We start from the raw sequence: 24,588 nt of genomic DNA, 5'->3' as shown, positions 1-24,588 counted from the left end.
GCTCAGACGACTTTGAGGTTCTTCAGTCGGGGGTCGCTGTCCGGATAGCGCAGCTTCATCGCCTCGAAAACCTTCTTCATGACCTGCGCAATCATCAGGTTGCGGTGGGTCTTCGAGTCGGCCGGCACGATGGTCCAGGGCGCCCACGGGGTGCCGGTCGCGGCGATCGCGTCGCTGTAGGCGCTCTGGTACTTGTCCCAGAGTTTGCGCGCGTCCAGGTCGCCGAGCGCGAACTTCCAGTGCTTGGTCGGGTCGTCCAGGCGTTCCTGCAGGCGCACCCGTTGCTCTTCCTTCGAGATGTGCAGCAGGAACTTGACGATCACGGTGCCCGTCTCGGTCAGCATCCGCTCGAAGTCGTTGATCTGGGCGTAGCGCTGTTTCGTCTGCGCCGGCGTGATCCAGCCGCTGACCGGCGGCACCAGCACGTCCTCGTAGTGGCTGCGGTTGAAGATCATCACCTCGCCGTTGGCCGGCACCTGCTGGTGGATGCGCCACAGGTAGTCGCGCGCGCGCTCCGGCTCGGTGGGCGCCTTCCAGCCGACCGTGTGCACGCCGAGCGGGCTCATCTGCCCGAACACGCCGCGGATCGTGCCGTCCTTGCCGCTGGTGTCGGTGCCCTGCAGCACGACCAGCAGGCGGAATCGCTTGTCGGCCCAGAACAGGTTCTGCAGTTCGTCGAGCTCGAGCGCGAGGTCGGCGGCGGTCTGCTTGTCGCGAGCCTTGTCGCCGCTGCCGAAGGGCTTGGCGGACGGGTCGAACTGCGTCAGATCGAAGGACTTCGCGGCACGGCCGCCACCGGCGCCGCTGAACTGGAAGTCCGCCAGATCGGGTTTCTTTTTGGCCATGCGGTCTGCGGCTCCGGTTGATTGACGTATACGTCAAGTAAATAGTGTAGCCCTGCAACGATCTGACAGACGTTTTATCCTCCGGCCCCATTGCCATGCCCCAACCCATCGCGCCGACCCGGATCACCGCCTTCACCGCCACCTCGGCCGTGGGCGTGGGTGTTGCCGCGATGCAGGCGGCGGTGGAGGCCGAGCGGGGCGGGCTGCGGCCGAATGCGTTCGGACCGTCTCCCCTGGCGACCTGGGTCGGGCAGGTCGACGGTCTGGACCGGCCGCTGCCGGCCTCGCTCGAGCGCTGGGACTGCCGCAACAACCGGCTCGCGTGGCTGGCGCTGCAGGCGGACGGCTTCTGCGACGCGGTCGCCGCGGCGCGCCGGCGGGTCGGCAGCTCGCGGGTGGCGGTGATCCTGGGCACGTCGACCTCCAGCATCGGCGCGACCGAAGACGCCTACCGGTTGCTCGACGCCGACGGCCGGTTCCCCGTCGCGCTGCGCAGCACGCTCGTCCACACGCCGCATTCGCTGGCCAATTTCGTGCAGGACGCGCTCGTGCTCGACGGCCCGTGCCTGACGGTCTCGACCGCCTGCTCGTCGAGCGCCAAGGCGTTCGCGGTGGCGGAGCGGATGCTGCGTCTGGGGCTGGTCGACGCCGCGGTCGTCGGCGGCGCCGACTCGCTGTGCGGCAGCGTGCTGTTCGGCTTCAACGCCCTGCAGCTGGTGTCGCCCGAACCGTGCCGGCCGTTCGATCGCCGCCGCGACGGCATCAACCTGGGGGAGGCCGCCGGCTTCGCGCTGCTCGAGCGCGGGCCGGGCCCGCTGCAGCTGATCGGCCACGGCGAGTCGAGCGATGCACACCACATGTCCAGCCCCCACCCCGAAGGGCGGGGCGCCGAGCGTGCCCTCGACGATGCGCTGGCGCGCGCCGGCATCGATGCGAGCGCGGTCGACCACATCAACCTGCACGGGACCGCGAGCGCGAAGAACGACGAGGTCGAGGCCGCGCTGGTCGCACGCCGCTTCGGCGCGCGCACCCATGCCGCGTCGACCAAGGGCTTCACCGGCCATGCACTGGGCAGCGCCGGCATCGTCGAGGCCGTGTTCGCGCTGCTCGCGCTCGAGACCGGGCTGATGCCGGGCACCTTGAACTGCGCTGAACCCGATCCGGCGTGCGGCCCGCAGATCCGCACGCGCCCGGCGCGCGCCGACGTGCGCATCGCGTTGAGCCACTCCTTCGGCTTCGGCGGCACGAACTGCGTGCTGGCGTTCTCGCGTGGGGCGGCGCGATGAGCCTGCCGTCCCTGTTCGTCGAGGGGATCGCGCTGTGGGCGCCCACGCTGCCCGGCTGGGACACCGCGGCGCCGGCACTGCGCGGGGAAGGCCGTGCCGTCGATCCGCCGGCCACTCGCCCGTTGCCGGAGTTGCTCCCTGCCGCCGAGCGCCGCCGCGCGCCCGATTCGGTCGCGCTGTCGCTCGAAGTGGCGGCGCGGGCCGTGGCGCAATCGGGCCGCGCGCCGAGCGACCTGCTGAGCGTGTTCACCTCCGCCCACGGCGACCTGGCGATCACCGACTACGTCTGCAGCACGCTGGCGCGCGCGCCCTGGTCGATGTCGCCGACCAGGTTCCACAACTCGGTGCACAACGCGGCTTCGGGCTATTGGGGCATCGCCACCGGCTGCATGCAGGCGAGCACCGCCGTCAGCGCGTTCGAGTGCAGTTTCGCCGCGGGCCTGCTCGAGGCCTGGACGCAGGCGGCGGCGGACGCGGGACCCGTTCTGCTCGTCGGCTGCGACGTCGCCGCCACCGGCGCGCTGGCGTCGACCAACGACAGCCGCGGGTTGCTCGCGGTCGCACTCGTGCTCGCGCGGCAGCGCGGTCCGCGCGCGCTGGCGCGACTCGACGCGATGCTCGTCCCCGGCGCCGCCGGGCGCATTCCGCTGCGCAGCGAGGCCGCGCTGCCGCTGGCCGGCAACGCGATGGCCGATGCGCTGCCGCTGTTCGAGACGCTGGCCGGCGGCGCGCCCGAGGTGCTGACCCTGCCGCTGTCTGCCATGCTCGGACTGCGCGTGCAAGTCTGCGCATGTCGCGATCGAGGTTAAGGGCCGACCGTGTCATGGGGTCGCCCCGGGCATACTCGGGCGATGAACCAAGCGCGCGAGTCACACGACGTCGTCATCATGGGCGGCGGGCTGGCCGGGCTGACGCTCGCATTGCAGCTGCGTCAGCAGTTCGCCGACATCGACATCCTGGTGATCGAGCGTCGTCGTCACCCGGTGCCGGAGGCGGCGCACAAGGTCGGCGAGTCGTCGGTCGAGATCGGCGCGCATTACTTCAGCAAGGTGCTGGGCTTGCAGAAGCACCTCGACGAATCGCAATTGCGCAAGTTCGGGTTCCGCTTCTTCTTTTCCGAGGGCCGGCGCGACATCGACCAGGTCACCGAGATCGGCGCGAGCCGCTTCCTGTCCGTGCCGAGCTACCAGATCGACCGCGGCATCTTCGAGAACTTCCTCGGCCAGGAAGCGCAGCGCCGCGGCGTGCAGTTCATCGACGATGCGCTGGTGCGCAAGGTGGCGCTGTCGGAGACCGACGCGCCGCATCGCATCGATTTCGAGCGTGGCGGCGTGACGCGCGAGATCGACGCGCGCTGGGTCGTCGACGCCTGCGGCCGCGCCGGGCTGCTGAAGCGACAGCTGGATCTGGCGCAGGACAACGCGCACCAGGCGCACGCAGTCTGGTTCCGCATCAAGGACCGGATCGTCATCGACGACTGGTCGGACAGCGCCGCGTGGCGCGCACGCTGCGACCCGCCCGACTCGCGCTGGATGTCCACCAACCACCTGGTCGGCGCCGGATACTGGGTCTGGCTGATCCCGCTCTCGTCCGGTTCGCACTCGGTGGGGATCGTCGCCGACCCGCGCGTGCACCCGCTCGATTCGATGAACACCTTCGACAAGGCGATGGACTGGTTCGAGCGCTACCAGCCGCGCCTGTTCGACGACCTGAACGGCAAGCGCGCGCTGCTGCAGGACTTCGCCTTCTTCCGCAAGTTCTCGTACGGCTGCAAGCAGGTGTTCTCGGCGCACCGCTGGGCGCTGACCGGCGAGGCCGGGCTGTTCCTCGATCCGTTCTATTCGCCGGGCAGCGATTTCATCGGCATCGCCAACACCTACATCACCGATCTGATCGCGATCGACCGGGCCGGCCGGCCGCTCGGCGCCCATGCACAGCTCTATGACCAGATCTACCACTCGTTCTACGAGAGCACGCTGGCGCTCTACACCGACCAGTACCCGCTGTTCGCCGACCCGGAAGTGCTGCCGGTCAAGGTGATCTGGGACTACACGTATTACTGGGGCGTGCTCGCGCAGTTCTTCTTCCAGCGCCGCCTGACCGACCTGGCCGCGCTCGGCAGCCTGCGGGAGGAGCTTGCGCATTGCCAGAAGCTGAACGTGGCGGTGCAGGCGTTCCTGCGCGGCTGGTCCGCGGTGAGCGCGCGGCGCAACCCGGCGGTGATGCTCGACCAGGCCTCGCTGCCGTGGTTCGCGGAGCTGAACCGCAGCCTGAACGACGAGCTCGACGACGCGCAATTCCGCGCACGCGTCCAGGCGTCGACGCAGCAGCTGCGCACGCTCGCCGCGGAGATGCTGGCCCGCGCTGCGCTCGAGCACCCGGCGCTCGATGGCTCGGCGCTGCGCGCCGTGCTGGCCGAGCGGGCCGACGTGCCGGCGCCGGCTGCGCTGCTCGCCGAGTTCGCCTGAGGCACAATCGCGCCGGTTGAGGCGCGGCATCAGGAGGTGGGCGTGGTCGCAGGCACGGTTCCGATCAAGACCGCGGCGGGGCAGGACGAACTGGTCACACGCCAGCGTCGTCTCAGCCAACGCCACCGCACGGTGTTGTTCCTGGTCGATGGCCGCCGCCACGCTGCCGATGTGCGCCGCATGGCGCTGCAAGCCGGCGTCCCCGAATCCTGCTTCGACGAACTGCTGACGATGGGGCTGATCACGCTGCCCGAGCTGGTGGCGCCGTCGGGCAACGAAGCGTCCGGGCCTGCCAGCGTGCTGCATGTGGACTTGCCGCTCGGCGCGGCGCCTGGCGCCGACTCGCTGCTGCCGCCGTCGCGCACGCTCTATCCCTCGCTGTCGACCGACTCGACGCTCGGCGACTCGCGCGGACCGGTGTCGTGGCTGCCCTCGGGTGGCAGCGAGCCGGGCGCCATCGATCCCGTCGTCGCCGAGGTTCGGCTGATCCTCGCGCGCGCCGTGCGGGCGGAGGCGCCGCTGGCCGGCTCGCTGACGCTGCTGAAGCTGCGCCGCGCGCGCACCCGCGGCGAACTGGCGCTGCTGCTCGACGAGGTCGAGGCCCGCATCACCAAGCCGCATCGCTCGCTGGCGGCCAGCCAGACGATGCAGCGCGTTCGCCAGCTGCTGGCCAGCCGCGTCGATTCCTCCCTCGTGCCCGCCTGAGCGCGGCCTTCCCATGACCTTTCTCGCGATCGACATCGGCAACACGCGCCTCAAATGGGCGCAGTACAGCGCGCCGCACGCGGGGGCCGCGCTGCTCCATCACGGCGCGGTCTTTCTCGAGACGATCGACGACCTGGCCGACAACGAATGGCGCACGCTAACGGCGCCGGGCAGCATGCTGGGCTGCGTGGTGGCGGGCGAGGGCGTCAAACGCCGGGTCGAGGAGCAACTGGAGCTCTGGGACATCGAGCCGCGCTGGGTCGTGTCCGGGGCCCAGGCCTGCGGCGTGACCAACAGCTACGACCACCCGAGCCGGCTCGGCGTCGACCGCTGGGTTGCGCTGATCGGTGCGCGGCATCGTGTGCTGGCGCAGGGGCCGGCGCGGCCGGCGCTGGTGGTGATGGTCGGCACGGCGGTCACGGTCGACGCGCTCGATGCGAGTGGCCGCTTCCTCGGCGGGCTGATCCTGCCCGGCTTCGGCCTGATGCTGCGCGCGCTCGAGATGGGCACCGCCGGCTTGAAGGCGCCGACCGGCGAGGCGGTGGATTTCCCGACCAACACCAGCGACGCGTTGATGAGCGGTGGCGCGGACGCGATCGCCGGCGCGGTCGAGCGCATGTACCGCAAGCTGCTCGCGAAGACCGGCGAGAAGCCCGCGCTGCTGATGACCGGCGGCGCGGCCGTGAAGCTCGCGCCGATCACCGACCTGCCGTTCGAGACGGTCGATACGCTGATCTTCGAGGGATTGCTGCAGATGCAGGCGCACCGCCTCGCGCTCTGAGGCGCGGGCTTTTCAGAGGATGTAGCGCGACAGGTCTTCGTTCCTCGCCAGTTCGGCGAGCTTGTCGTTGACCTCGGCAGCATCGACCCGCACGGTCTGACCGCCGCGGTTCGGCGCGTCGAAGCTGATCTCGTCGAGCAAGCGCTCCATGACCGTGGACAGGCGCCGCGCGCCGATGTTCTCGGTGCGCTCGTTGACGTCGAACGCGATCTGCGCGATGCGGCGGATGGCCTCGGGTTGCAACTCCAGCGTGACGCCTTCGGTCGCGAGCAGCAGCGTGTACTGCTTGACCAGGCTGGCATGGGTCTGCGTCAGGATCGCCTCGAAATCGTCGACGCTCAGCGAGCCCAGCTCGACGCGGATCGGAAAGCGTCCCTGCAACTCCGGGATCAGGTCGCTCGGTTTGCTCAGGTGGAACGCGCCCGATGCGATGAACAGCATGTGGTCGGTCTTGACGATGCCGTACTTGGTGTTCACCGTCGTGCCCTCGACCAGCGGCAGCAGGTCGCGCTGCACGCCCTGGCGCGAGACCTCGGCGCTGCCGGAGTCCGCGCGCGAAGTGACCTTGTCGATCTCGTCGATGAAGACGATGCCGTTCTGCTCGGCGTTGGCGAGCGCTGCGGCCTTGACCTCGTCGTCGTTGACGAGCTTCGCCGCCTCTTCGTCGATCAGCAGCTTGTGCGCCTCGGCGATGCGCAGCTTGCGGACCTTCTTCTTGCCGCTGCCGGCGTTCGCAAACAGCCCCTTGAGCTGCTCGGTCATCTCCTCCATGCCCGGCGGGCCCATGATCTCGAGCGACGCCTTCGGATCGGCGACCTCGATCTCGATCTCCTTGTCGGCCAGCGCGCCCTCGCGCAGGCGCTTGCGCATGACCTGGCGGGCGGTGTTGTCCGGTTCGATCTTCGGCACCGATGCGGTCAGGCCGAACTCGTTGCTGTTGCTGCGCGCCGGCGGCACCAGGATGTCGAGCACGCGGTCCTCCGCCGCATCCTCGGCGCGGCTGCGCTGGCGCCGCATCGCGTTCTCGCGCTCCTGCTTCACGCTCATGTCGACCAGGTCGCGGATGATCGAGTCGACGTCCTTGCCGACGTAGCCGACCTCGGTGAACTTGGTCGCCTCGACCTTGATGAACGGCGCATCGGCCAGCTTGGCCAGGCGCCGCGCGATCTCGGTCTTGCCGACCCCGGTCGGCCCGATCATCAGGATGTTCTTCGGCGTGATCTCGGCACGCATCGGCTCGGCCACCTGCTGGCGCCGCCAGCGGTTGCGCAGCGCGATCGCGACCGCGCGCTTGGCACCACCCTGGCCCACGATGTGGCCGTCGAGTTCGGAGACGATCTCCTGGGGCGTCATGCTGCTCTTCATTCGAGCGTCTCGATGATGTGGTTCTGGTTGGTGTAGATGCAGAGTTCGCCCGCGATCTCGAGCGACTTCTTCACCACCTCGTGCGGCGCGAGTTCGGTGTTGGACAGCAGCGCCCGTGCGCTGGCGTGCGCGTACGCGCCACCGGAGCCGATCGAGACGATGCCGTGTTCGGGCTCGAGCACGTCGCCGTTGCCGGTGATGATCAGCGAGGCCTCGCGGTCGGCGACGGCGAGCATCGCCTCGAGGCGGCGCAGCACGCGGTCGGTTCGCCAGTCCTTCGTCAACTCGATGGCCGCGCGCACCAGGTGACCCTGGTGCTTCTCGAGCTTGGCCTCGAAGCGCTCGAACAGCGTGAACGCATCGGCGGTGGCGCCGGCAAACCCCGCCAGCACCTGGTCGCGGTACAGCTTGCGCACCTTGCGGGCCGACGACTTGACGACGATGGTGCCGAGCGTGACCTGCCCGTCGCCCCCGAGCGCGACCACATTGCCGCGACGCACGCTCAGGATGGTCGTGCCGTGATAGTTTTCCATCGGGAGTAGATAGTTGCGAGCTGCGCGGTTTCAAGCGCAGCGATCAGCAGAACATCCGCAGCCTAGACTGTGCGGACCTTGACCTTGGCATGCTCGTTGATGCCCATCGCGCCGAAGAAGAGCGCGACCATCCGGTGCGCCTCGACGAAGCGCACCGCGCGGTTCTCGCTGCGACGGGCGAGCACCCAGTTCAGCAGGTCCCCGGCGGCGATGAAATCGACCCGGATCAGGCGTGCGCACGAGACATTGACGATGCTGGCGGTGCCGAGCTCGGTGTCCATCTTCTTGAGCGTCTTGCCGATATCGCCGACCAGTTGCCCGGACAGCTCGACCGTGCCGACCTGCACCAATCCGGTGTCCTCGGTCAGGCGCGATTCGAGGAAGCTCGTCGACACGTCGCTGACGATCGACAGCGGCGGCGAGGAGGTGGTCGAGCCGGTGCCGCTGACCCGCACCTCGCAGCGCGCCGGTTCCCACGAGGGCGGCGAGACTTCGTAGGTCACGCAATAGTCGATGGCCGCCTCGTCGAATTGGTCCGGCCGGTTCGCCAGCCGCAGCGCGTCGAGCCGCACCTGCCAGTAAGCGGGATCGGCATCGCGCACGCCGGTGGGCGCGGACTCGGCCAGCACCGTGAACAGGCGCTCGCCGCCGAGCCAGCGCATGTCCAGGTCCTGGTCACTCCAGTTGCGGAACAGCTCGGACAACCGCGCGCAGGCTTCGGCATCGATGCTGCGCAGCGCGCTCCAGTCGAACACCCACGGCAGCGGCATCTGCAGCGCCAGCGAAGCCAGCTTCGACACGGCTTCGGCGTCGACGTGGTCGGAGCAGACCCAGCCCACCTGGCCGTCGATGCGCGCGCGCTTCGGCCGGTCCTCGCCGGCAGCCTCGGCCACCAGCTTGGGCAGCGAGAACCACTGCGGCGCGGACCAGCCGAACTGCTGCGCGTAGTCGAGCGCCAGGCTCTCGAACTTGTGCTGCTGGCCGATTGCACGGTACAGGTCGAACAGCACCAGCCAGGTCTCGGCGTGCTGCGCGCGCGGGCCACCGGGGCCGGTCAGCGCCGCGAGCGCCTGCTCGCACTGGTCGAAATCGGCGTTCGCGAACGCGATCACGGCCTCGTCGAGCTCCGGGTCGTGGGCGATCTCGGTCAGCTCTTGCGTGAACGGGCTCGCGGGCTCCGGCACGGCCGGCGCCCCGGCCTTGACCGGCGACAGCGGCGAGACGCCGCCACCCATCACGACCGGCGACGTGCCGAGCGGTGGCGCGCGGTCGGCCATCAGGTCGTCGACGGGTGCCGCGTCGAAATGGCTGCGCGACGAGGTGCGCGCGGCGCGCGTGTCCATGGCGGCCGGGACGGTCGGGGCGTTGTAGAACTCGGGCGTGCGGCGGTTGGCGGTGTTGACGTAGGGCGCGTCGCCGACCATCTGCTGCTCGATCTCGTCGATCTTGGCCTTCACGCCGATCTCGGCCTTGGCGCCGCTGTCGATGATCTTGCCTTCGGAATCGTCGATGCGCGAGGAGCCGCCGAGCGCGGCCAGCTGTTCGCTGGTCAGGCCCTCGCGGCGCACCTTGCGCAGCATGTCGAACTCGCGCTTGCGGACGAAATCGTTGCGCCGCTTGCGCTCGATCATCGCCTTCAGCTCGCCCTTGGCGTATTCCGTCTCGCGCGTCTCTTCGGCCGGGGTGCCGAGCTCGGCCCATTCGGTGGTCGGGTTGGCGACAAACTTGACGACCTTGCGGAAGAAGCTGGTCGTGTCTTTCGGATCCGACATGGCGAGGGGCTCGCGGGCTCCTTGGTTGGGTGACGGCGATCAGCGGGCGGTTCGACCGGCGACGGGCCGGTCAATCCCCGAACATCTTCTGCTTCAACTCGCGCCGCTGCTGCGCTTCGAGGGACAGTGTAGCGGTCGGGCGTGCGATCAGGCGACCCAGACCGATCGGCTCGCCGGTTTCGTCGCAGAAGCCGTAGTCGCCCGCATCGATGCGCTGCAGCGATTGCGAGATCTTCTTCAGCAACTTGCGTTCCCGGTCGCGGGTGCGCAGTTCCAGGGCGTGCTCTTCCTCGATCGTGGCGCGGTCGGCCGGGTCGGGGACGATCGACGTGTCTTCGCGCAGGTGCTCGGTGGTCTCGCCGGCATTGCTCAGCAGGTCGTCCTTCAGCGTCTGCAGCTTGACGCGGAAGAATTCGAGCTGCTTGTCGTTCATGTATTCCGAATCCGGCATCGCCAGGATTTCGGGTTCGGTCAGGTCCCGGCCGGCCTTCGACTTCCAGGCATTGGCCAGTTTCGGGTCGGACTTGTGCTTTTCGCGCGGGGTATCGAGTTCGAGGTTGTTCATCTGTCGGGTCGGGGGCCGAGGCGGGGCGAACCGGTCGGCGAAGCGCGAGGTCGGCGGCGGCAACGGGGCCTGGACCTGCGGCGCGGGGTACTTGGAAGCGCCCCGTCCGGACTTCTTCGTCGGCACCACGGCGGCAGGAACGGGCGCGGCGGTGGCCGGCACGACGACAGGAGCAGGAGCGGGTTTGATCACGGGTGCGGGCACTTTGGCGGTTGCGGCCGGCTTGGCCGCGACGGTGGGAGCGGCGGCTGCCTTGGCCGCCGGCTTCTTGGGCGCGGGGGCCGGCGCGACCGGCTTCTTCGCCGCGGTCACCGGCTTGGCAGCGGTTTTCGCGGACTTCGCAGACACGGCGGGGGCGGCCTTCGCAGCGGCGGTCTTCTTCGTGGGCGCTTTCGGGGCCGGTGTCTTGCTCAAAGCGTTCTCCTCGCGTCGGCGGTTATACCCTGTGCTCAGGGGTGGGTCTTCGGCCGCCGCGGATTGTAGCCACGTTGCACCGGCGCAAGCGGCCAGAATTCACGCGTCAGACGAGGCAGCCTTCGAGGCCCTGCAGGAAGATGTCCTTCGGCAGGTCCAGCCCGATGAACACCATCTTGCTGGTCTTCTTCTCGCCCGGCGCCCACTTGGGGCCCAGATCGCTGCCCATCAGCTGGTGCACGCCCTGGAAGATCACCTTGCGGTCGCTGCCCTTCATGAACAGCACGCCCTTGTAGCGCAGCATCTTCGGGCCGTAGACCTGGACGATCGCGCCGAGGAAGTCCTCCAGCTTGGCCGGGTTGAAGGCCTTGTCGGACTTGAAGACGAACGACTTCACGTCGTCGTCGTGCACGTGGTGGTGCGGGTGGTCGCAGTGCTCGCCGTGCTCGTGGTCGTGGTGATCGTGGTCATGATCGTGGCCGGCGTGCGGGTCGGCGTTCAGGAATTCCGGGTCGATGTCGAGCTTGGCGTTCAGGTTGAAGCCGCGCAGGTCGAACACGTCGGCCAGCGGCACTTCGCCGAAATTGACCTTGGTCTGCGGCGCCCGCGGGTTCATGTGCTTGATGCGGTGGATCAGCGCGTCGACGGTGGCGCCATCGACGAGGTCGGTCTTGCTGATGAAGATCTGGTCCGCGAATCCGACCTGGCGGCGCGCCTCCTGACGGTCGTCGAGCTGCTGGTCGCCGTGCTTGGCGTCGACCAGCGTCAGGATCGAGTCGAGCAGGTAGCTCTCGGCGATCTCGTCGTCCATGAAGAAGGTCTGCGCGACCGGGCCGGGGTCGGCCAGGCCGGTGGTCTCGATGACGACGCGGTCGAAATCGAGCTCGCCCTTGCGCTTCTTCTCGGCGAGATCGCTCAGCGTCGTGCGCAGGTCCTCGCGAATCGAGCAGCAGACGCAGCCGTTGTTCAGCTGGATGATCTGCTCCTTGCTGTCCTGCACGAGGATCTCGTTGTCGATGTTCTCGTCGCCGAATTCGTTCTCGATCACGGCGATCTTCTGGCCATGGGCCTCGGTGAGCACGCGCTTGAGCAGGGTGGTCTTGCCCGAGCCGAGGAAGCCGGTGAGGATGGTCGCGGGGATGAGTGCCATGAAGGTTGCCTTGCTGGAATGGGGGCGATCTGGGAATGTGGGGGCCGCGGGCGCCCGTTCAAGGCGGCTGGCGCGGCGAGGCGGCAATCATGGCATTGCGGCGGGCACCGCGTCGTGCGCGGGGTCGCGCACGGGCTTGGGTTAAGCTTGTCCGGTCACCACTCTCCGCTCCCCGCGCGATGTCCGAACCGCATCCAGGTCGCTCTTCTCGGTGGGGCGACGTCAACGCCGCGCCTCCGGCGGCGCGGCGCACGCTGTTCCAGAAGCTGATCGAACTGATCGCGCCCGGCCCCGAATCGCGTGACCAGCTGATCGAGTCGCTGGCCGACGCGGAGAGCAAGTCGCTGATCGCGCCGGAGTCCCGGATGATGCTCGAGGGCGTGATCCGCATGGCCGACATGACGGCCGGCGACGTGATGGTGCCCGCCGGCCGCATGGACCAGCTGGACATCGCCTCCGACTACGACGAGCTGTTGCACCTGGTGATCGACACCGGCCACTCGCGTTTCCCGGTGTTCGAGGGCGGCCGCGAGAACGTGATCGGGATCCTGATGGCCAAGGACCTGCTGAAGCTCCAGCGCTCGCCGGACCTGAACCTGCGCACGCTGCTGCGCCCGGCGGTGTTCGTGCCCGAATCGAAGGGCCTGAACGAACTGCTGCGCGACTTCCGCTCCAACCGCAACCACCTGGCGATCGTGATCGACGAGTTCGGCAGCACCGCCGGGCTGATCACGATCGAGGACGTGCTGGAAGAGATCGTCGGCGAGATCGAGGACGAGTTCGACGACAAGGACGGCGAGTCCGGCATCTACACGCTGGCCGACGGCAGCCAGCGCGTCGCGGGCGATGTCGACATCGTCGCGGTCAACGAAGCCTTCGGCACGGTGCTGCCCACCGACGAGTTCGACAGCATCGGCGGCCTGGTCGCGCACGAGCTGGGCCGCGTGCCGCGGCGCGGCGAGGCGGTGATCGTCGGTGACCTGATGTTCTCGGTCATGTTGACGCGCGGAGGCGCAGTCCGCTGGTTCAAGGTCACGCGCGCGCCGGAGCCGGCCGCCGGGACCGACAGCGCTTGACGACGTCGGCCGCGCCCGGGGTGGCGCCCCGCCTGGCGCCGTCGGTCGACCTGTTGCTCGCGGCGCTGCTCGGCGCGCTCCACAGCCTGGCCTTCGTCCACACGGCGGCGTGGCCCTTGCAGCTCGCGATCGTCGCGGCGCTGGCGTGGCGTGCGTCGGCCGCCGGCACCCGGCGCGCAGCCGGCATGGGCCTGTTGTTCGGCACCGCGTGGCTGGGCGCGGGGACGTGGTGGCTGTTCATCAGCCTGCACACCTATGGCGGCCTGCCCGCGTGGCTGGCGGTGGCCGCAATCACGGCGTTGAGCGCGTTCCTGTCGCTCTATCTCGCGGCCGCACTCGCGGCGTTCGCGCGCTGGCGCAGCGGCGTGGCGTGGCGCGACGCGCTGCTCTTCGGCGCCGGCTGGCTGCTGGCGGAACTGGCGCGGGGCGTGATCTTCACCGGCTTTCCCTGGGTCGCGAGCGGCTATGCGCACGTCGACGGACCGCTCGCCGCGCTCGCACCGTGGATCGGCGTGTACGGCTTGGGGTTCGTCGGCGCGGTGCTGGCGGCGTGGCTGGCGTTCGGCTGGCGCAGCGGCTGGCGCGCGCGGGGGGCGTCGTTGGCCGCGTTCGCGCTCGTTCTCGGCGCGGGCGCGCTGTTCGGCCCGGGCCGATTCTCGCAGCCGGCGGGTACGTTGAGCGTCACGCTGCTGCAGGGCAACGTCGCGCAGGACGAGAAGTTTGCCGCCACCGCGATGCCGCAGGCGCTGGACTGGACGCTGAAGAACTTGCTCGCCGCTCGCGGCGAGCTGGTCGTCGCGCCCGAGACGGTGATCCCGCTGCTGCCGAGCCAGCTCGACCCGGCGTACTGGGCCGCGCTCGTCGAGCACTTCCAGCGCGGGCCGCGGGCCGTGCTGCTCGGGCTGCCACTCGGCGATCAGGACGTCGGCTACACGAACTCGGCGGCGGGCATCTCCGCCGCGACCGCAAGCCTGCCGAACGGCTACTACCGCTACGACAAGCACCACCTCGTGCCGTTCGGCGAGTTCATCCCGTTCGGTTTCCGCTGGTTCACCGAGCTGATGAACATCCCGCTCGGCGATTTCAACCGCGGCCCGGTCGGCGCCGCATCGTTCGCGTTCCGTGGTCAGCGCATCGGCGCGAACATCTGCTACGAGGACCTGTTCGGCGAGGAACTGGCGGCGCGCTTCGCGGCGGAGGCGCAGGCGCCGACGATCTTCGCGAACATCAGCAACATCGGCTGGTTCGGCGACACGATCGCGATCGACCAGCACCTGCAGATCTCGCGAATGCGCGCGCTCGAATTCCAGCGCCCGATGCTGCGCGCCACCAACACCGGCGCCACGGTCGTGATCGACCACACCGGCCGCGTGACCGCCGCGCTGCCGCGCTACACGCAAGGCGTGCTCGACGCACGGGTCGAAGGCCGCACCGGCCTGACGCCGTTCGCCTGGTGGGCGGCCAGGGTCGACCTGTGGCCGCTGTGGGCGCTCGGTTTCCTGATCCTCGTGATCAGCGCCCGGCCCGCACGAGGCGGCCGGGACGCGCTGCAGTGATGACACCGTCGCGCTGAACCCATTGGCCGGCGACCCAGGTGCCGAGGTAGCCGACGCCTTTCTGCAGGAAGCGCCGGCCGCCGGCGGGCAGGTCGCGCACCAGCTGCGCCGCGCCGACGCCGAGGCGCTCCGGATCGATCAGGTTCAGGTCCGCGCGGCGGCCGACCGCGATCTCGCCACGGTCGTTCAAACCGAGGTAGCGCGCATTGCGGCTCGTCAGCATCTCGACCGCGGTCTGCAGAGGCAGGCGGCCTTCGGCGCGGTCGCGCACCCAGTGGCTGAGCATGAAGGTGGTGAAGCTCGCGTCGCAGATGGTGCCGACATGCGCGCCCGCGTCGCTCAGCCCCGCGAGCGCGCGCGGGTGCGCGAGCATGCTGCGCACGGTCGACAGCGAGCCGTCGTTGTAGTTGAAGATCGGGAAATAGATGAGGTTCGCGCCATCGCCCTCGGCCAGGTGGTCGTAGAGCGCTTCGAGGGCGGTCGTGCCGCGCTGCTTCGCGCGAACGAGGAAGCTGTCCATCACGGTCGGCTCGTAGTTCGGCGCCGCGTCCAGCGGAAACATGCGGCCGCTGACCAGTTCGATGTTGGCGAGCAGGAGGTCGACCAGCGGCGGGATCGCGGTGCCGTCGCCGGCCATCGCGTCGGACTTCTCGGCCAGCACGCGCGCCTTGCGCGCCGGGTCGCGCATCGCCGCGGCGCGTTCGGCGAGCGGCAGGTGGGCGATCTCCTTGAACGACGGGAAACCCATGAACGGATGAAAGCTCGCGTCCAGCCCGTTGATCACGCCGATGCCGCGCGCGGCGGTCTGCAGGTACAGCGGCAGCCCGCCCGCCACCGCCGCGTCGACCCGCTCGCGGATCGCCTGCCACTGCGCGCCGCCCGGGTCGCGCTGCAGCCAGGTCATCGACAGCGGGCGGCCCGAGGCGCGGGCGATTTGCTCGACGAGGTCGAATTCGGCGTCGAAGCGTTGCGGGCCCTTCAGCACGTCGAAGTCGCTGACCATCTGGATCACGCCGTGCGAGAGACCTTCGAACGCGCTCGCGATGCCGCACAACTCGGCGGCCGTCGCCTCGGCGGCGGGCGTCTCCTTGCCTTCCGACGTGCGGTGGTTGTCGCTGCGCCCGGTGCTCCAGCCGACCGCGCCCGCCATCAGCGCTTCGCGCACCAGCGCGCGCATTGCCGCGATGTCGTTCGCGTCGGCCGCGTGCTGCGTGAACGCGCGTTCGCCCATCACCGCCATGCGCACCGGGTCGTGCGGGATCTGCACCAGGAAGTCGAGGCTGTGCGGCGTCGCATCCAGCGCGTCCATGAACTGCGGGAAGCTCTCCCAGTTCCAGCGGATGCCTTCGGCGAGCGCGGCGCCGGGGATGTCCTCGACGCCTTCCATCAGCTTGATCAGCTCGCCCTCGCGGCCCTTGACCACCGGCGCGAAGCCGACACCGCAGTTGCCCATCACGACGGTCGTGACGCCGTGGTGGATGCTGGGCGAGAACGTCTCGTCCCAGGTGGCCTGGCCGTCGTAGTGGGTGTGGATGTCGACGAAGCCGGGCGTGACCCACGCGCCGGCCGCGTCGATGCGCTCGCGGGCTGCGGCGGTGATCTTCCCGACCTCGACGATCACGCCGTCCTTCACCCCCACGTCGGCGGTGAACGGCAGGCCGCCGCTGCCGTCGACGACGGTGCCGCCTTCAATGAGCCAGTCGAGCATCCTTGCTTCTCCAGAGAACGCCGAGCGCGAGGCCCGACACGATGTGCCAGATGCCCCACAGGCTGGCGATGATCACCATGCCGAGGTCGGCGCCGAATTGCACCGCGACGATGCCGAGCGCGAGGCCCGAGTTCTGCATCCCGCCCTCGATCATGATCGCGCGGCGGTCGCGCTCGGCCACGCGGAACGCGAGCGCGCACAACCAGCCCATCAGCAGCCCGGCAGCGTTGTGGAGCACGACGATCAGCAGCTGCGGCAGGATGTTCACGGTCAGGAGCGCGCGCTGGCTGAACAGGCCCGCGGCGATGAACAGCAGCAACGCGACCAGGCTAAAGGTGCCGAGCGGCTTGCGGATCTTCCCGGTCAGGGCCGGCCAGCGGTGGCTCAGCGTCAGCCCGAGCGCCATCGGCAACGCCAGCAGCGCCAGCAGGCTCCACCAGATGTCGGACGGGTCGATCGACAGTTCGCGCATCCAGCCGGCAGTGGCCGGGTTGGTCGCCATCATCCAGGTGAAGTTGAACGGCGTCAGGAACAGCGCCATCAGCGCCGCGACGGCCGAGATGCTGACCGACAGCGCCGTGTTTCCGCGCCCGAAATGCGTGATCACGTTCGACAGCGAGCCGCCCGGGCAGGCGGCGACCAGGATCATCGCGGCCTCCACGTTCGGCGGCAGGTCGAGCAGCAGCGTCGCCAGCCAGGTGCCGACCGGCAGCAGCACGAACTGCGGGATCAGTCCGCAGACGACGGCGCGCGGCGTCTGCGCGACGCGGGTGAAGTCGGCGACCTTCAGTTCGAGCGCGACCGAGAACACCATCGTCGCGAGCACGAGGCTCAGGATCAGCTGCTGGGTCGTCATGCGTGGGCGCGAGGAGGTCGGTGGCCGCGAGGCTAGCAGCGCACCCGCCCTCTAGAATCAAGGGTTTACGCAGACCACCCCCACAGCCACGGCCGATGCTCACCTTCCAGCAGATCATTCTCAAGTTGCAGGACTACTGGGCATCGCAAGGCTGCGCGCTGCTGCAGCCGTACGACATGGAAGTGGGGGCCGGCACCAGCCACACCGCGACCTTCCTGCGCGCGATCGGCCCCGAGCCTTGGAAGGCCGCCTACGTGCAGCCCAGCCGCCGGCCCAAAGACGGCCGCTACGGCGAGAACCCGAACCGGCTGCAGCACTACTACCAGTACCAGGTCGTGCTGAAACCCGCGCCGGCCAACATCCTCGAGCTCTACCTCGGCTCGCTCGAAGCGCTCGGCTTCGACCTGAAGGCGAACGACGTGCGCTTCGTCGAGGACGACTGGGAGAACCCGACGCTCGGCGCCTGGGGGCTGGGCTGGGAGGTCTGGCTGAACGGCATGGAGGTGACGCAATTCACCTATTTCCAGCAGGTCGGCGGGCTCGATTGCAAGCCGATCACCGGCGAGATCACCTACGGCCTGGAGCGGCTCGCGATGTACCTGCAGGGCGTCGACAACGTCTACAACCTGACCTGGACCGACGGCCTCAGCTACGGGGACGTCTACAAGCAGAACGAGGTCGAGCAGAGCACCTACAACTTCGAGCACAGCGATGTCGAGTTCCTGCTGACCGCCTTCGGGGCGCACGAGAGACAGTCGAAGCACCTGATGGAGCAGCAACTCGCGCTGCCGGCCTACGAGCAGCTGCTCAAGGCCGGCCACAGCTTCAACCTGCTCGATGCGCGCGGCGCGATCAGCGTGACCGAGCGGGCCGCCTACATCGGCCGCATCCGCAATCTGGCGCGCGCGGTTGCGCAGAGCTATCTCGAGAGCCGCGCGCGGCTCGGCTTCCCGATGGCGCCCCAGGCGTGGGGCGATGAAGTCGCCGCGCTGATGGCGAAGAAGGCGGCATGAGCATGATCCCGAAGAATCTGCTGGTCGAACTGTTCGTCGAGGAACTGCCGCCGAAGGCGCTGAAGAAACTGGGCGACGAGTTCGCCCGCCTGCTGGCCGCGGGGTTGACGGCGCAAGGCCTGGCCACCGACGCGTCGGTCGTCACGTCGTTCGCGTCGCCGCGGCGCCTCGCGGCGCATGTGACGGCGGTCGCCCCGCAGGCCGCCGACAAGGCGGTGTCGCAGAAGCTGATGCCGGTCAGCGTCGGCCTGAACGCGGCCGGCGAGGCCACGCCGGCGCTGCTGAAGAAGCTTGCCAGCGTCGGCGCCGACGCGTCGGCCGTGGCGACGCTGAAGCGCCAGATGGATGGCAAGGCGGAGGCGCTGTTCCTCGACAGCACGGTCACCGGTGCGACGCTGGCCGAGGGCCTGCAGAAGGCGCTCGACGAGGCGCTGTCGAAGCTGCCGATCCCGAAGGTCATGCAGTACCAGCTGGCCGACGGCTGGACCAGCGTGAACTTCGTCCGCCCGGCGCACGGGCTGGTCGCGCTGCATGGCGACACCGTCGTGCCGGTCACGGCGCTCGGCCTGACGGCCGGGCGCGCCACGCACGGTCACCGCTTCGAGGCGACGACCGACCCGATCGAGTTGCGCGGTGCCGATCATTACGCCGAGCCGCTGGCGCAGCAGGGCGCCGTGATCGCGAGCTTCGATGCGCGCCGCGCCGAGATCGCGCGCCAGCTGCAGGCCGCCGCCGCGCGGCAGGGCCTGACACCGATCGACGACGCGGCCTTGCTCGACGAAGTCACCGCACTGGTCGAGCGCCCGAACGTCCTGGTGTGCAAGTTCGAACAGGAGTTCCTCGCCGTGCCGCAGGAATGCCTGATCCTGACGATGAAGGCGAACCAGAAGTACTTCCCGCTGCTCGATGCGGCGGGCAAGCTCACCAACCAGTTCCTGATCGTCAGCAACATCCGCCCGGCCGACCCGAGCCGCGTGATCGAGGGCAACGAGCGCGTCGTGCGCCCGCGCCTGGCGGACGCGAAGTTCTTCTTCGACCAGGACCGCAAGAAGTCGCTCGAGTCGCGTGTCGCCGGCCTGGGCAAGGTGGTCTACCACGGCAAGCTCGGTACGCAGGGCGAGCGCACCGAGCGCGTGCGCGTGATCGCGAAGGCGATCGGCGAGAAGCTCGGCGGCGCCGAGCTGGCGGCGCTGGCCGACCGCGCTGCGCTGCTCGCGAAGACCGACCTCGTGACCGACATGGTCGGCGAGTTCCCCGAGCTGCAGGGCACGATGGGCGGCTACTACGCGCGCCACGACGGCGAGCCCGGGGCCGTCGCGATCGCGATCGAGGACCACTACCGCCCGCGCTTCGCCGGCGACGCGCTGCCGCGCAACGACGCCGGCCTCGCGGTCGCGCTCGCCGACAAGCTGGAGACGCTGGTCGGCCTGTTCGGCATCGGCCAGGTGCCCACCGGCGACAAGGATCCGTTCGCGCTGCGCCGCCACGCGCTCGGCGTGATCCGCATGCTGGTCGAGCGCGACCTGCCGCTGCGCCTGGACGACCTCGTCGCCACCGCCGCGCAGGCGATGGGCCCGTTGCTGACCGAGACCGCGGCGCCCGCCCAGCTGCTCGACTTCGTCTACGACCGCCTTTCGGGCACCCTGCGCGAGCAGGGCTACAGCGCCCAGGAGGTCGACGCGGTGCTCGCGCTGCGGCCGGCGCGGCTGGCCGACGTCTCGGCGCGGCTCGCGGCGGTGCGCGCCTTCGCCGCGCTGCCCGAGGCCGCCTCGCTGGCGGCGGCCAACAAGCGCGTCGGCAACATCCTGAAGAAGGTGGACGGCACGGTGGCCGCGCGGGTCGACGCGGCGCTGCTGCACGAGCCGGCCGAGGCCGCGTTGAACGATGCACTCGCGCTCGCGACGCCGCGGGCCGACGCGGCCTTCGAGCGCGGCGACTACGCCGCCTCGCTGCAGGCGCTGGCGGCGCTGCGGACGCCCGTCGACGCGTTCTTCGACGGCGTGATGGTCAACGCCGACGATGCCGCGCTGCGCGCCAACCGGCTCGGCCTGCTGGCCACCTTGCACGCCGCGATGAACCGCGTCGCCGATCTGTCGAAGCTGGCGACCTGATGGCCCTCCCATGACCCCGATGAAGCTGATCATCCTCGACCGTGACGGCACGATCAACGAGGACCGCGACGATTTCGTCAAGACGCCGGACGAGTGGGTGCCGATCCCGGGCGCGCTCGAGGCGATCGCTCGGCTCAACCAGGCGGGCTGGCACACCGTCGTCGCGACCAACCAGTCCGGCCTCGGCCGCGGCACCTTCGACATGGCCACCCTCAACGCGATGCACGTCAAGATGAACCAGTTGCTCGCAAAGCAGGGCGGCCGCATCGACGCGGTGTTCTTCTGCCCGCACACGCCGGAGGACGGCTGCAGCTGTCGCAAACCGTTGCCGGGGCTGTTCGAACAGATCGGCGAGCGCTTCGGCGTGCCGCTGCGCGACGTGCCCGTCGTCGGCGATTCGCTGCGCGACCTGCAGGCCGGCGCGGCCGTCGGCTGTCAACCGCATTTCGTGCGCACCGGCAAGGGCGGCCGCCTCGGCGACGCGGCGATCGCGGCGTTGTGCGCGCAGGTGCCCGGCACGCGCGTGCACGCCGACCTGGCGGCCTTCGCCGAGCACCTGATCCGCCAGGAGCGCAAGAGTCGCGTGGCCACCGGCGAGTCCGACTCCGGCTTCGGGAGGCTCGACTGATGCGCCACGCCCTGAACGCCGTGCGCTCGGCGCTGTTCGTGCTCTTCATGGCCGTGACGGTGGTCCCCTGGGCGCTCGCGGTGCTGGTGGTTTCGATCTTCGCGAAGGGCAACGTCGTCTACTGGATGTGCGTTGGCTGGCTGCGCACCGCGATCTGGGGCGCCAAGGTCATCTGCGGCGTGCGTGCGCGGCTGCACGGCTTCGACCACCTGCCCGACACGCCGGTCGTGATGCTGCCCAAGCACCAGTCGACCTGGGAGACCTTCGCGTTCCCCGGCCTGATGCCGCACCCGCTGTGCTACGTGTTCAAGCGCGAGCTGCTCTACATCCCGTTCTTCGGCTGGGCGATGGCACGCATGGACATGATCCACATCGACCGCAGCAAGCGCGCCGAGGCCTGGAACCTGGTGGCCGCACAGGGGCGCAAGTTCATGGCCAAGGGCCACTGGGTCATCATGTTCCCGGAAGGCACGCGCGCGGCGCGCGGCGCGAAGGGCACCTACAAGTCCGGCGGCACGCGCCTGGCGATCCAGACCGAACGGCCGGTGCTGCCGGTGGCCGTGACCTCGGCGCGCTGCTGGCCGCGCAAGAGCTTCGTGCTGCGGCCGGGCGTGATCGACGTGTCGGTCGGCCCGCCGATCGCCTCCACCGGCCGCGAGCCCGACGAGCTGATGCGCGAGGTCGAGGCCTGGATCGAGACCGAGATGCGGCGGCTCGATCCCGAGGCCTATGTCGGCCAGCCGCCGGTCGAGGCGCCCGCCCCCCGACGCTGAGGCCGATGCCACCACGCCGCGCCGCCCTCGACACCCCGCGACAGCTCGCGCTGTTCGACGAGGTGCCGCCGGCGGCACCGGCCGCGGTGCATCACGCTGACGCGGCGCCGCCGAACGTCGAAGCCGCGGCACCGACCTTCCGTCCCGTTCCGACTCCATCACCTGCCTCCCTCTCCAGCGTGCTTGCTCCCGCCGTCTTCCGTCACCCGCAGGCCGATCGCGAGATCCGCCTGAACGATCACGTCGTCGCCTATGCACTGAAGCGCGCACGGCGGCGCAGCATCGGCTTCATCGTCGGCATCGAAGGCCTGAGCGTGAGTGCGCCGAGATGGGTCGGGCTCCACGACATCGAAGCGGCGCTGCAGGAGAAGTCGCGCTGGATCCTGAAGAAGCTGCAGGAGCAGCAGGAACGAGCCCAACGTCTGCAGTCGGCCAAGGTCGACTGGCGCGACGGCACGTCGCTGCCGTTCCTCGGCGAGACCGTGATCGTCGTGCTCGATCCGCGCGCCACCGGCGCGGTGCTCAACACCGATGCGCAAGCCTTGCCCGGCGTGCCGCGGCTGACGTTGCACGTCGGCCTGCCGCACACGGCGGCGCCGGAACAGATCCGCGACACGGTGCAGAGCTGGCTGCAGCGCCAGGCGCGGCGCGTGTTCGAGGAACGCATCGCGCACTTCGCGCCGCTGCTGCGCGTGCGCGTGACGCGGCTGAGCCTGTCGTCGGCGCAGACGCGCTGGGGCAGCGCGAGCGCCGACGGCTCGATCCGCCTCAACTGGCGGCTGATCCACTTCGCGCTGCCGAGCATCGACTACGTCGTCGCGCACGAACTCGCGCACCTGCGCCACATGGACCACAGCCCGCGCTTCTGGGACGTGGTGCGCTCGGTGCTGCCCGACTACGAGCAGGCGCGCGGCAGCCTGAAGGACGGGCTGGTCCCGCTCCTCGACTAGGACGTCGTGTACGACGACAACCAGACCTTCGTCCCCGACTCGTTCATCGCGCTCTACAGCGATGCGCGCGGCCGGCTCACCGCGCCGCGCGAGACGATCGCCGCGCGCCACGAGTTCTGCGAGGACATGGCGAACCTGCTGACCGAGCACTGCAGCACCATCCACTTTCGCGACGGTGTCGACGAAGGCCAGGTGCTGGTGCGGGTGCACCGCGGCTTGCTCGCGCCGCCGACGACGGTCGAGGCGCCCGAAGCCGAGTGGGTGGTGCGGCGCACCGCCGAACTGCTCGGTTGGCCGTTCTGCGGCGTGTGCTGAGCGGCAAAGGCGAGGCCGGGTGCCGCCTGCCGCGACGCGCGCCGCCGACCGCGTACGATTGCCCGGATGAATGCAGAAATCGTAGCCCTCGGCGAGCCGATGATCGAGTTCAACCAGGTCCGGCCGAACGCGCCGGAGTTCGTGCAGGGCTTCGGCGGCGACACCTCGAATGCGATCATCGCGGCGGCGCGCCAGGGTGCGCGCACCGCCTACGTGACGAGGCTCGGCGCCGACGACTTCGGCGACCGCATCATGGCGTTGTGGGGCGGTGAACAGGTCGGCACCTCGGCCGTGATCCGCGACCCGCAGGCGCCCACCGGCGTGTACTTCGTGACCCACGGCGCGAACGGCCACGCGTTCAGTTACCTGCGCGCCGGCAGCGCCGCGAGCCGCATGACGCCGGACGACCTGCCGCAGGCGCTGATCCGCGGTGCGAAGTTCCTGCATGTCTCGGGCATCAGCCAGGCCATCAGCGCCAGCGCGTGCGACACCGTGTTCGCGGCGATCGCGCTGGCGCGCGCGAGCGGCGTGCGCGTCGCCTACGACTCCAACCTGCGCCTGAAGCTGTGGTCGCTGGCGCGCGCCCGGGCCATCATCAAGGAGACTGTGGCGAACTGCGACATCTTCCTGCCCAGCCTCGAGGATGCCGAACTGTTCACCGGCCTGACCGGGCGCGCCGCCATCATGGACTGGTGCCTGGCGGCTGGCGCGCCGGTGGTCGTGCTCAAGCTCGGCAAGGACGGCGCGATCGTCGGCACGCCGCAGGACCGTACCGCGGTCCCCGGTCGGATCGTCGATGCAGTCGATGCGACGGGGGCGGGGGACTGCTTCGCCGGCGCGCTGCTCGCGCGGCTGGCCGCCGGGGACGCGATGCTGGACGCGGTCCGGTACGCCAACGCCGCTGCCGCGCTCACGACCACCGGTTTCGGTGCCGTTGCGCCGATTCCCCGCCCGGCCGATGTGCGGGCGTTCATGGCGAAGGAGACCGCATGAGCGAGCCCGCACGTCGCGTCGTCGTCATCGGCGGCACCAGTGGCATCGGCCACGCGATCGCCGCGCGCTTCGCGGCGTCAGGCGCGCATGTGATCGCCTCTGGCGCGTCGCTGACCGAAACCGCCGCGGCCAGTGCCGCCGGCGGGCACGGCGCGCTGTCGTTCGAGGTGCTCGACGTGCGCGACGCCGCCGCGGTCGAGGCCTTCTTCGCGCGCCTGGATGCGCTCGACGTGCTGGTCAACTGCGCCGGCGTGATCCGCCGCGGCGCCGAGCACGACCCTGCCGTATTCGCCGAGGTCGTCGACATCAACCTGAACGGCAGCATGCGCACCAGCGCCGCCGCGCGCACGCTGCTCGCGCAGACCCGCGGGTGCATCGTCAACACCGCGTCGATGCTCACGTTCTTCGGCGGCGGCCTGGTGCCGGCGTACTCGGCCAGCAAGGGCGGCATCGGGCAACTGACCAAGTCGCTGGCGATCGCCTATGCCGTCGACGGCATCCGCGTCAACGCGGTCGCGCCGGGCTGGATCGCGACGCCGCTGACGGCCGCGCTGCAGGCCGACCCGGCGCGCAGCGGGACGATCGTCGCGCGCACGCCGCTGGCGCGCTGGGGCACGCCCGAGGACGTGGCCGACCCGGTGTTCTTCCTCGCCAGCGAGGCCGCGCGCTTCGTCACCGGCGTGATCCTGCCGGTCGACGGCGGCTACCTGATTTCGTGAGGGCGA

The 24,588-nt window shown here is 69.8% G+C and carries 23 protein-coding genes; 15 read left to right on the top strand and 8 right to left on the bottom strand.

Annotated features, from left to right (window positions below):
• Positions 1 to 2: 2 nt before the first annotated feature.
• Positions 3 to 845: a PPK2 family polyphosphate kinase gene (locus ACWH49_RS07510; RefSeq protein WP_448170891.1), complete on the bottom strand. Its 843-nt coding sequence runs from the start codon at positions 843 to 845 to the stop codon at positions 3 to 5.
• Positions 846 to 940: 95 nt separating this feature from the next.
• On the opposite strand from ACWH49_RS07510, the gene ACWH49_RS07505 reads away from it, so the two are divergent.
• From ACWH49_RS07505 to ACWH49_RS07485, 5 genes are read left to right on the top strand one after another with little or no spacing between them, the layout of a single operon-like run.
• Positions 941 to 2,131: a beta-ketoacyl-[acyl-carrier-protein] synthase family protein gene (locus tag ACWH49_RS07505; protein WP_448170890.1), complete on the top strand. Its 1,191-nt coding sequence runs from the start codon at positions 941 to 943 to the stop codon at positions 2,129 to 2,131.
• A complete protein-coding gene (locus ACWH49_RS07500; RefSeq protein WP_448170889.1) occupies positions 2,128 to 2,940 on the top strand; it encodes a beta-ketoacyl synthase chain length factor in 813 nt (270 codons plus the stop codon). Before ACWH49_RS07505 ends, ACWH49_RS07500 begins: the two co-directional genes overlap by 4 nt.
• A 42-nt stretch (positions 2,941 to 2,982) precedes the next feature.
• Positions 2,983 to 4,599 (top strand): NAD(P)/FAD-dependent oxidoreductase, encoded by a 1,617-nt coding sequence (locus ACWH49_RS07495; RefSeq protein WP_448170888.1) that lies wholly within the window; start codon positions 2,983 to 2,985, stop codon positions 4,597 to 4,599.
• 42 nt (positions 4,600 to 4,641) lie between these two features.
• The gene (locus ACWH49_RS07490) at positions 4,642 to 5,304 is read left to right on the top strand and encodes a hypothetical protein (protein ID WP_448170887.1); all 663 of its coding nucleotides are present in this window, start codon (positions 4,642 to 4,644) and stop codon (positions 5,302 to 5,304) included.
• A 13-nt stretch (positions 5,305 to 5,317) separates the two neighbouring features.
• The gene (locus ACWH49_RS07485) at positions 5,318 to 6,085 is read left to right on the top strand and encodes a type III pantothenate kinase (RefSeq protein ID WP_448170886.1); all 768 of its coding nucleotides are present in this window, start codon (positions 5,318 to 5,320) and stop codon (positions 6,083 to 6,085) included.
• Positions 6,086 to 6,097: 12 nt separating this feature from the next.
• Here the strand turns inward: ACWH49_RS07485 and hslU are convergent, their stop codons facing one another.
• The 5 genes from hslU to ACWH49_RS07460 form a co-directional block, all read right to left on the bottom strand.
• Positions 6,098 to 7,450, bottom strand: a complete 1,353-nt coding sequence (gene hslU, locus ACWH49_RS07480; protein ID WP_448170885.1) for an ATP-dependent protease ATPase subunit HslU — start codon at positions 7,448 to 7,450, stop codon at positions 6,098 to 6,100.
• Positions 7,447 to 7,983, bottom strand: a complete 537-nt coding sequence (gene hslV / locus ACWH49_RS07475) for an ATP-dependent protease subunit HslV (protein WP_056465734.1) — start codon at positions 7,981 to 7,983, stop codon at positions 7,447 to 7,449. Before hslV ends, hslU begins: the two co-directional genes overlap by 4 nt.
• A gap of 62 nt (positions 7,984 to 8,045) precedes the next feature.
• Positions 8,046 to 9,755, bottom strand: a complete 1,710-nt coding sequence (locus ACWH49_RS07470; protein ID WP_448170884.1) for a hypothetical protein — start codon at positions 9,753 to 9,755, stop codon at positions 8,046 to 8,048.
• Between the two features lie 70 nt (positions 9,756 to 9,825).
• Positions 9,826 to 10,668, bottom strand: coding sequence for an RNA polymerase-binding protein DksA (gene dksA / locus ACWH49_RS07465; RefSeq protein ID WP_448170883.1), 843 nt, complete (start codon positions 10,666 to 10,668; stop codon positions 9,826 to 9,828).
• 172 nt (positions 10,669 to 10,840) lie between these two features.
• Positions 10,841 to 11,884 (bottom strand): CobW family GTP-binding protein, encoded by a 1,044-nt coding sequence (locus ACWH49_RS07460; RefSeq protein ID WP_056465730.1) that lies wholly within the window; start codon positions 11,882 to 11,884, stop codon positions 10,841 to 10,843.
• 179 nt (positions 11,885 to 12,063) lie between these two features.
• On the opposite strand from ACWH49_RS07460, the gene ACWH49_RS07455 reads away from it, so the two are divergent.
• Together ACWH49_RS07455 and lnt are read left to right on the top strand one after the other, a co-directional pair.
• The gene (locus ACWH49_RS07455) at positions 12,064 to 12,960 is read left to right on the top strand and encodes an HlyC/CorC family transporter (RefSeq protein WP_056465729.1); all 897 of its coding nucleotides are present in this window, start codon (positions 12,064 to 12,066) and stop codon (positions 12,958 to 12,960) included.
• Positions 12,957 to 14,516: an apolipoprotein N-acyltransferase gene (gene lnt, locus ACWH49_RS07450; RefSeq protein WP_448170882.1), complete on the top strand. Its 1,560-nt coding sequence runs from the start codon at positions 12,957 to 12,959 to the stop codon at positions 14,514 to 14,516. Before ACWH49_RS07455 ends, lnt begins: the two co-directional genes overlap by 4 nt.
• On the opposite strand, the gene ACWH49_RS07445 is transcribed toward lnt, so the two are convergent.
• Together ACWH49_RS07445 and ACWH49_RS07440 are read right to left on the bottom strand one after the other, a co-directional pair.
• Complete coding sequence (locus ACWH49_RS07445) at positions 14,473 to 16,224, bottom strand: N-acyl-D-amino-acid deacylase family protein (protein WP_448170881.1); 1,752 nt, start codon at positions 16,222 to 16,224, stop codon at positions 14,473 to 14,475. The genes lnt and ACWH49_RS07445 overlap by 44 nt on opposite strands.
• The gene (locus ACWH49_RS07440) at positions 16,205 to 17,080 is read right to left on the bottom strand and encodes a bile acid:sodium symporter family protein (protein WP_448170880.1); all 876 of its coding nucleotides are present in this window, start codon (positions 17,078 to 17,080) and stop codon (positions 16,205 to 16,207) included. Before ACWH49_RS07440 ends, ACWH49_RS07445 begins: the two co-directional genes overlap by 20 nt.
• A gap of 95 nt (positions 17,081 to 17,175) precedes the next feature.
• Between ACWH49_RS07440 and glyQ the strand changes: the two genes are divergently transcribed.
• From glyQ to ACWH49_RS07400, 8 genes are all read left to right on the top strand, one after another.
• On the top strand, positions 17,176 to 18,093 hold the full coding sequence (gene glyQ / locus ACWH49_RS07435; protein WP_448170879.1) for a glycine--tRNA ligase subunit alpha: 918 nt from the start codon (positions 17,176 to 17,178) through the stop codon (positions 18,091 to 18,093).
• Positions 18,094 to 18,095: 2 nt separating this feature from the next.
• Positions 18,096 to 20,204, top strand: coding sequence for a glycine--tRNA ligase subunit beta (gene glyS / locus ACWH49_RS07430; RefSeq protein ID WP_448174327.1), 2,109 nt, complete (start codon positions 18,096 to 18,098; stop codon positions 20,202 to 20,204).
• Between the two features lie 19 nt (positions 20,205 to 20,223).
• Positions 20,224 to 20,832: a D-glycero-beta-D-manno-heptose 1,7-bisphosphate 7-phosphatase gene (gmhB, locus tag ACWH49_RS07425; RefSeq protein WP_448174326.1), complete on the top strand. Its 609-nt coding sequence runs from the start codon at positions 20,224 to 20,226 to the stop codon at positions 20,830 to 20,832.
• Complete coding sequence (locus tag ACWH49_RS07420) at positions 20,832 to 21,605, top strand: lysophospholipid acyltransferase family protein (RefSeq protein ID WP_448170878.1); 774 nt, start codon at positions 20,832 to 20,834, stop codon at positions 21,603 to 21,605. Before gmhB ends, ACWH49_RS07420 begins: the two co-directional genes overlap by 1 nt.
• A 5-nt stretch (positions 21,606 to 21,610) precedes the next feature.
• A complete protein-coding gene (locus ACWH49_RS07415) occupies positions 21,611 to 22,555 on the top strand; it encodes a M48 family metallopeptidase (RefSeq protein WP_448170877.1) in 945 nt (314 codons plus the stop codon).
• Positions 22,556 to 22,561: 6 nt separating this feature from the next.
• Positions 22,562 to 22,870 carry a hypothetical protein gene (locus ACWH49_RS07410; RefSeq protein ID WP_448170876.1) on the top strand — a complete coding sequence of 103 codons (309 nt, stop codon included), beginning with the start codon at positions 22,562 to 22,564 and terminating at the stop codon, positions 22,868 to 22,870.
• 66 nt (positions 22,871 to 22,936) lie between these two features.
• On the top strand, positions 22,937 to 23,863 hold the full coding sequence (locus ACWH49_RS07405; RefSeq protein ID WP_448170875.1) for a sugar kinase: 927 nt from the start codon (positions 22,937 to 22,939) through the stop codon (positions 23,861 to 23,863).
• Positions 23,860 to 24,582, top strand: a complete 723-nt coding sequence (locus ACWH49_RS07400; protein ID WP_448170874.1) for an SDR family NAD(P)-dependent oxidoreductase — start codon at positions 23,860 to 23,862, stop codon at positions 24,580 to 24,582. The genes ACWH49_RS07405 and ACWH49_RS07400 overlap by 4 nt, the downstream gene beginning before the upstream one ends.
• Positions 24,583 to 24,588 lie beyond the last annotated feature (6 nt).

The sequence above is a fragment of the Rhizobacter fulvus genome (assembly GCF_964020785.1).
The sequence above is the reverse complement of the archived record's forward strand: the minus strand, read 5'-3'. Positions and strand labels throughout refer to the sequence as shown.

Coding starts and splice junctions, on each gene's coding strand:
- glyQ (WP_448170879.1), top strand. CDS start 17,176: ATGCTCACCTTCCAGCAGATCATTCTCAAGTTGCAGGACTACTGGGCA.
- ACWH49_RS07510 (WP_448170891.1), bottom strand. CDS start 845: ATGGCCAAAAAGAAACCCGATCTGGCGGACTTCCAGTTCAGCGGCGCC.
- ACWH49_RS07455 (WP_056465729.1), top strand. CDS start 12,064: ATGTCCGAACCGCATCCAGGTCGCTCTTCTCGGTGGGGCGACGTCAAC.
- ACWH49_RS07445 (WP_448170881.1), bottom strand. CDS start 16,224: ATGCTCGACTGGCTCATTGAAGGCGGCACCGTCGTCGACGGCAGCGGC.
- hslU (WP_448170885.1), bottom strand. CDS start 7,450: ATGAAGAGCAGCATGACGCCCCAGGAGATCGTCTCCGAACTCGACGGC.
- glyS (WP_448174327.1), top strand. CDS start 18,096: ATGATCCCGAAGAATCTGCTGGTCGAACTGTTCGTCGAGGAACTGCCG.
- ACWH49_RS07495 (WP_448170888.1), top strand. CDS start 2,983: ATGAACCAAGCGCGCGAGTCACACGACGTCGTCATCATGGGCGGCGGG.
- hslV (WP_056465734.1), bottom strand. CDS start 7,983: ATGGAAAACTATCACGGCACGACCATCCTGAGCGTGCGTCGCGGCAAT.
- ACWH49_RS07460 (WP_056465730.1), bottom strand. CDS start 11,884: ATGGCACTCATCCCCGCGACCATCCTCACCGGCTTCCTCGGCTCGGGC.
- ACWH49_RS07420 (WP_448170878.1), top strand. CDS start 20,832: ATGCGCCACGCCCTGAACGCCGTGCGCTCGGCGCTGTTCGTGCTCTTC.
- ACWH49_RS07470 (WP_448170884.1), bottom strand. CDS start 9,755: ATGTCGGATCCGAAAGACACGACCAGCTTCTTCCGCAAGGTCGTCAAG.
- ACWH49_RS07440 (WP_448170880.1), bottom strand. CDS start 17,080: ATGACGACCCAGCAGCTGATCCTGAGCCTCGTGCTCGCGACGATGGTG.
- ACWH49_RS07500 (WP_448170889.1), top strand. CDS start 2,128: ATGAGCCTGCCGTCCCTGTTCGTCGAGGGGATCGCGCTGTGGGCGCCC.
- ACWH49_RS07505 (WP_448170890.1), top strand. CDS start 941: ATGCCCCAACCCATCGCGCCGACCCGGATCACCGCCTTCACCGCCACC.
- gmhB (WP_448174326.1), top strand. CDS start 20,224: ATGAAGCTGATCATCCTCGACCGTGACGGCACGATCAACGAGGACCGC.
- ACWH49_RS07405 (WP_448170875.1), top strand. CDS start 22,937: ATGAATGCAGAAATCGTAGCCCTCGGCGAGCCGATGATCGAGTTCAAC.
- ACWH49_RS07400 (WP_448170874.1), top strand. CDS start 23,860: ATGAGCGAGCCCGCACGTCGCGTCGTCGTCATCGGCGGCACCAGTGGC.
- ACWH49_RS07485 (WP_448170886.1), top strand. CDS start 5,318: ATGACCTTTCTCGCGATCGACATCGGCAACACGCGCCTCAAATGGGCG.
- ACWH49_RS07415 (WP_448170877.1), top strand. CDS start 21,611: ATGCCACCACGCCGCGCCGCCCTCGACACCCCGCGACAGCTCGCGCTG.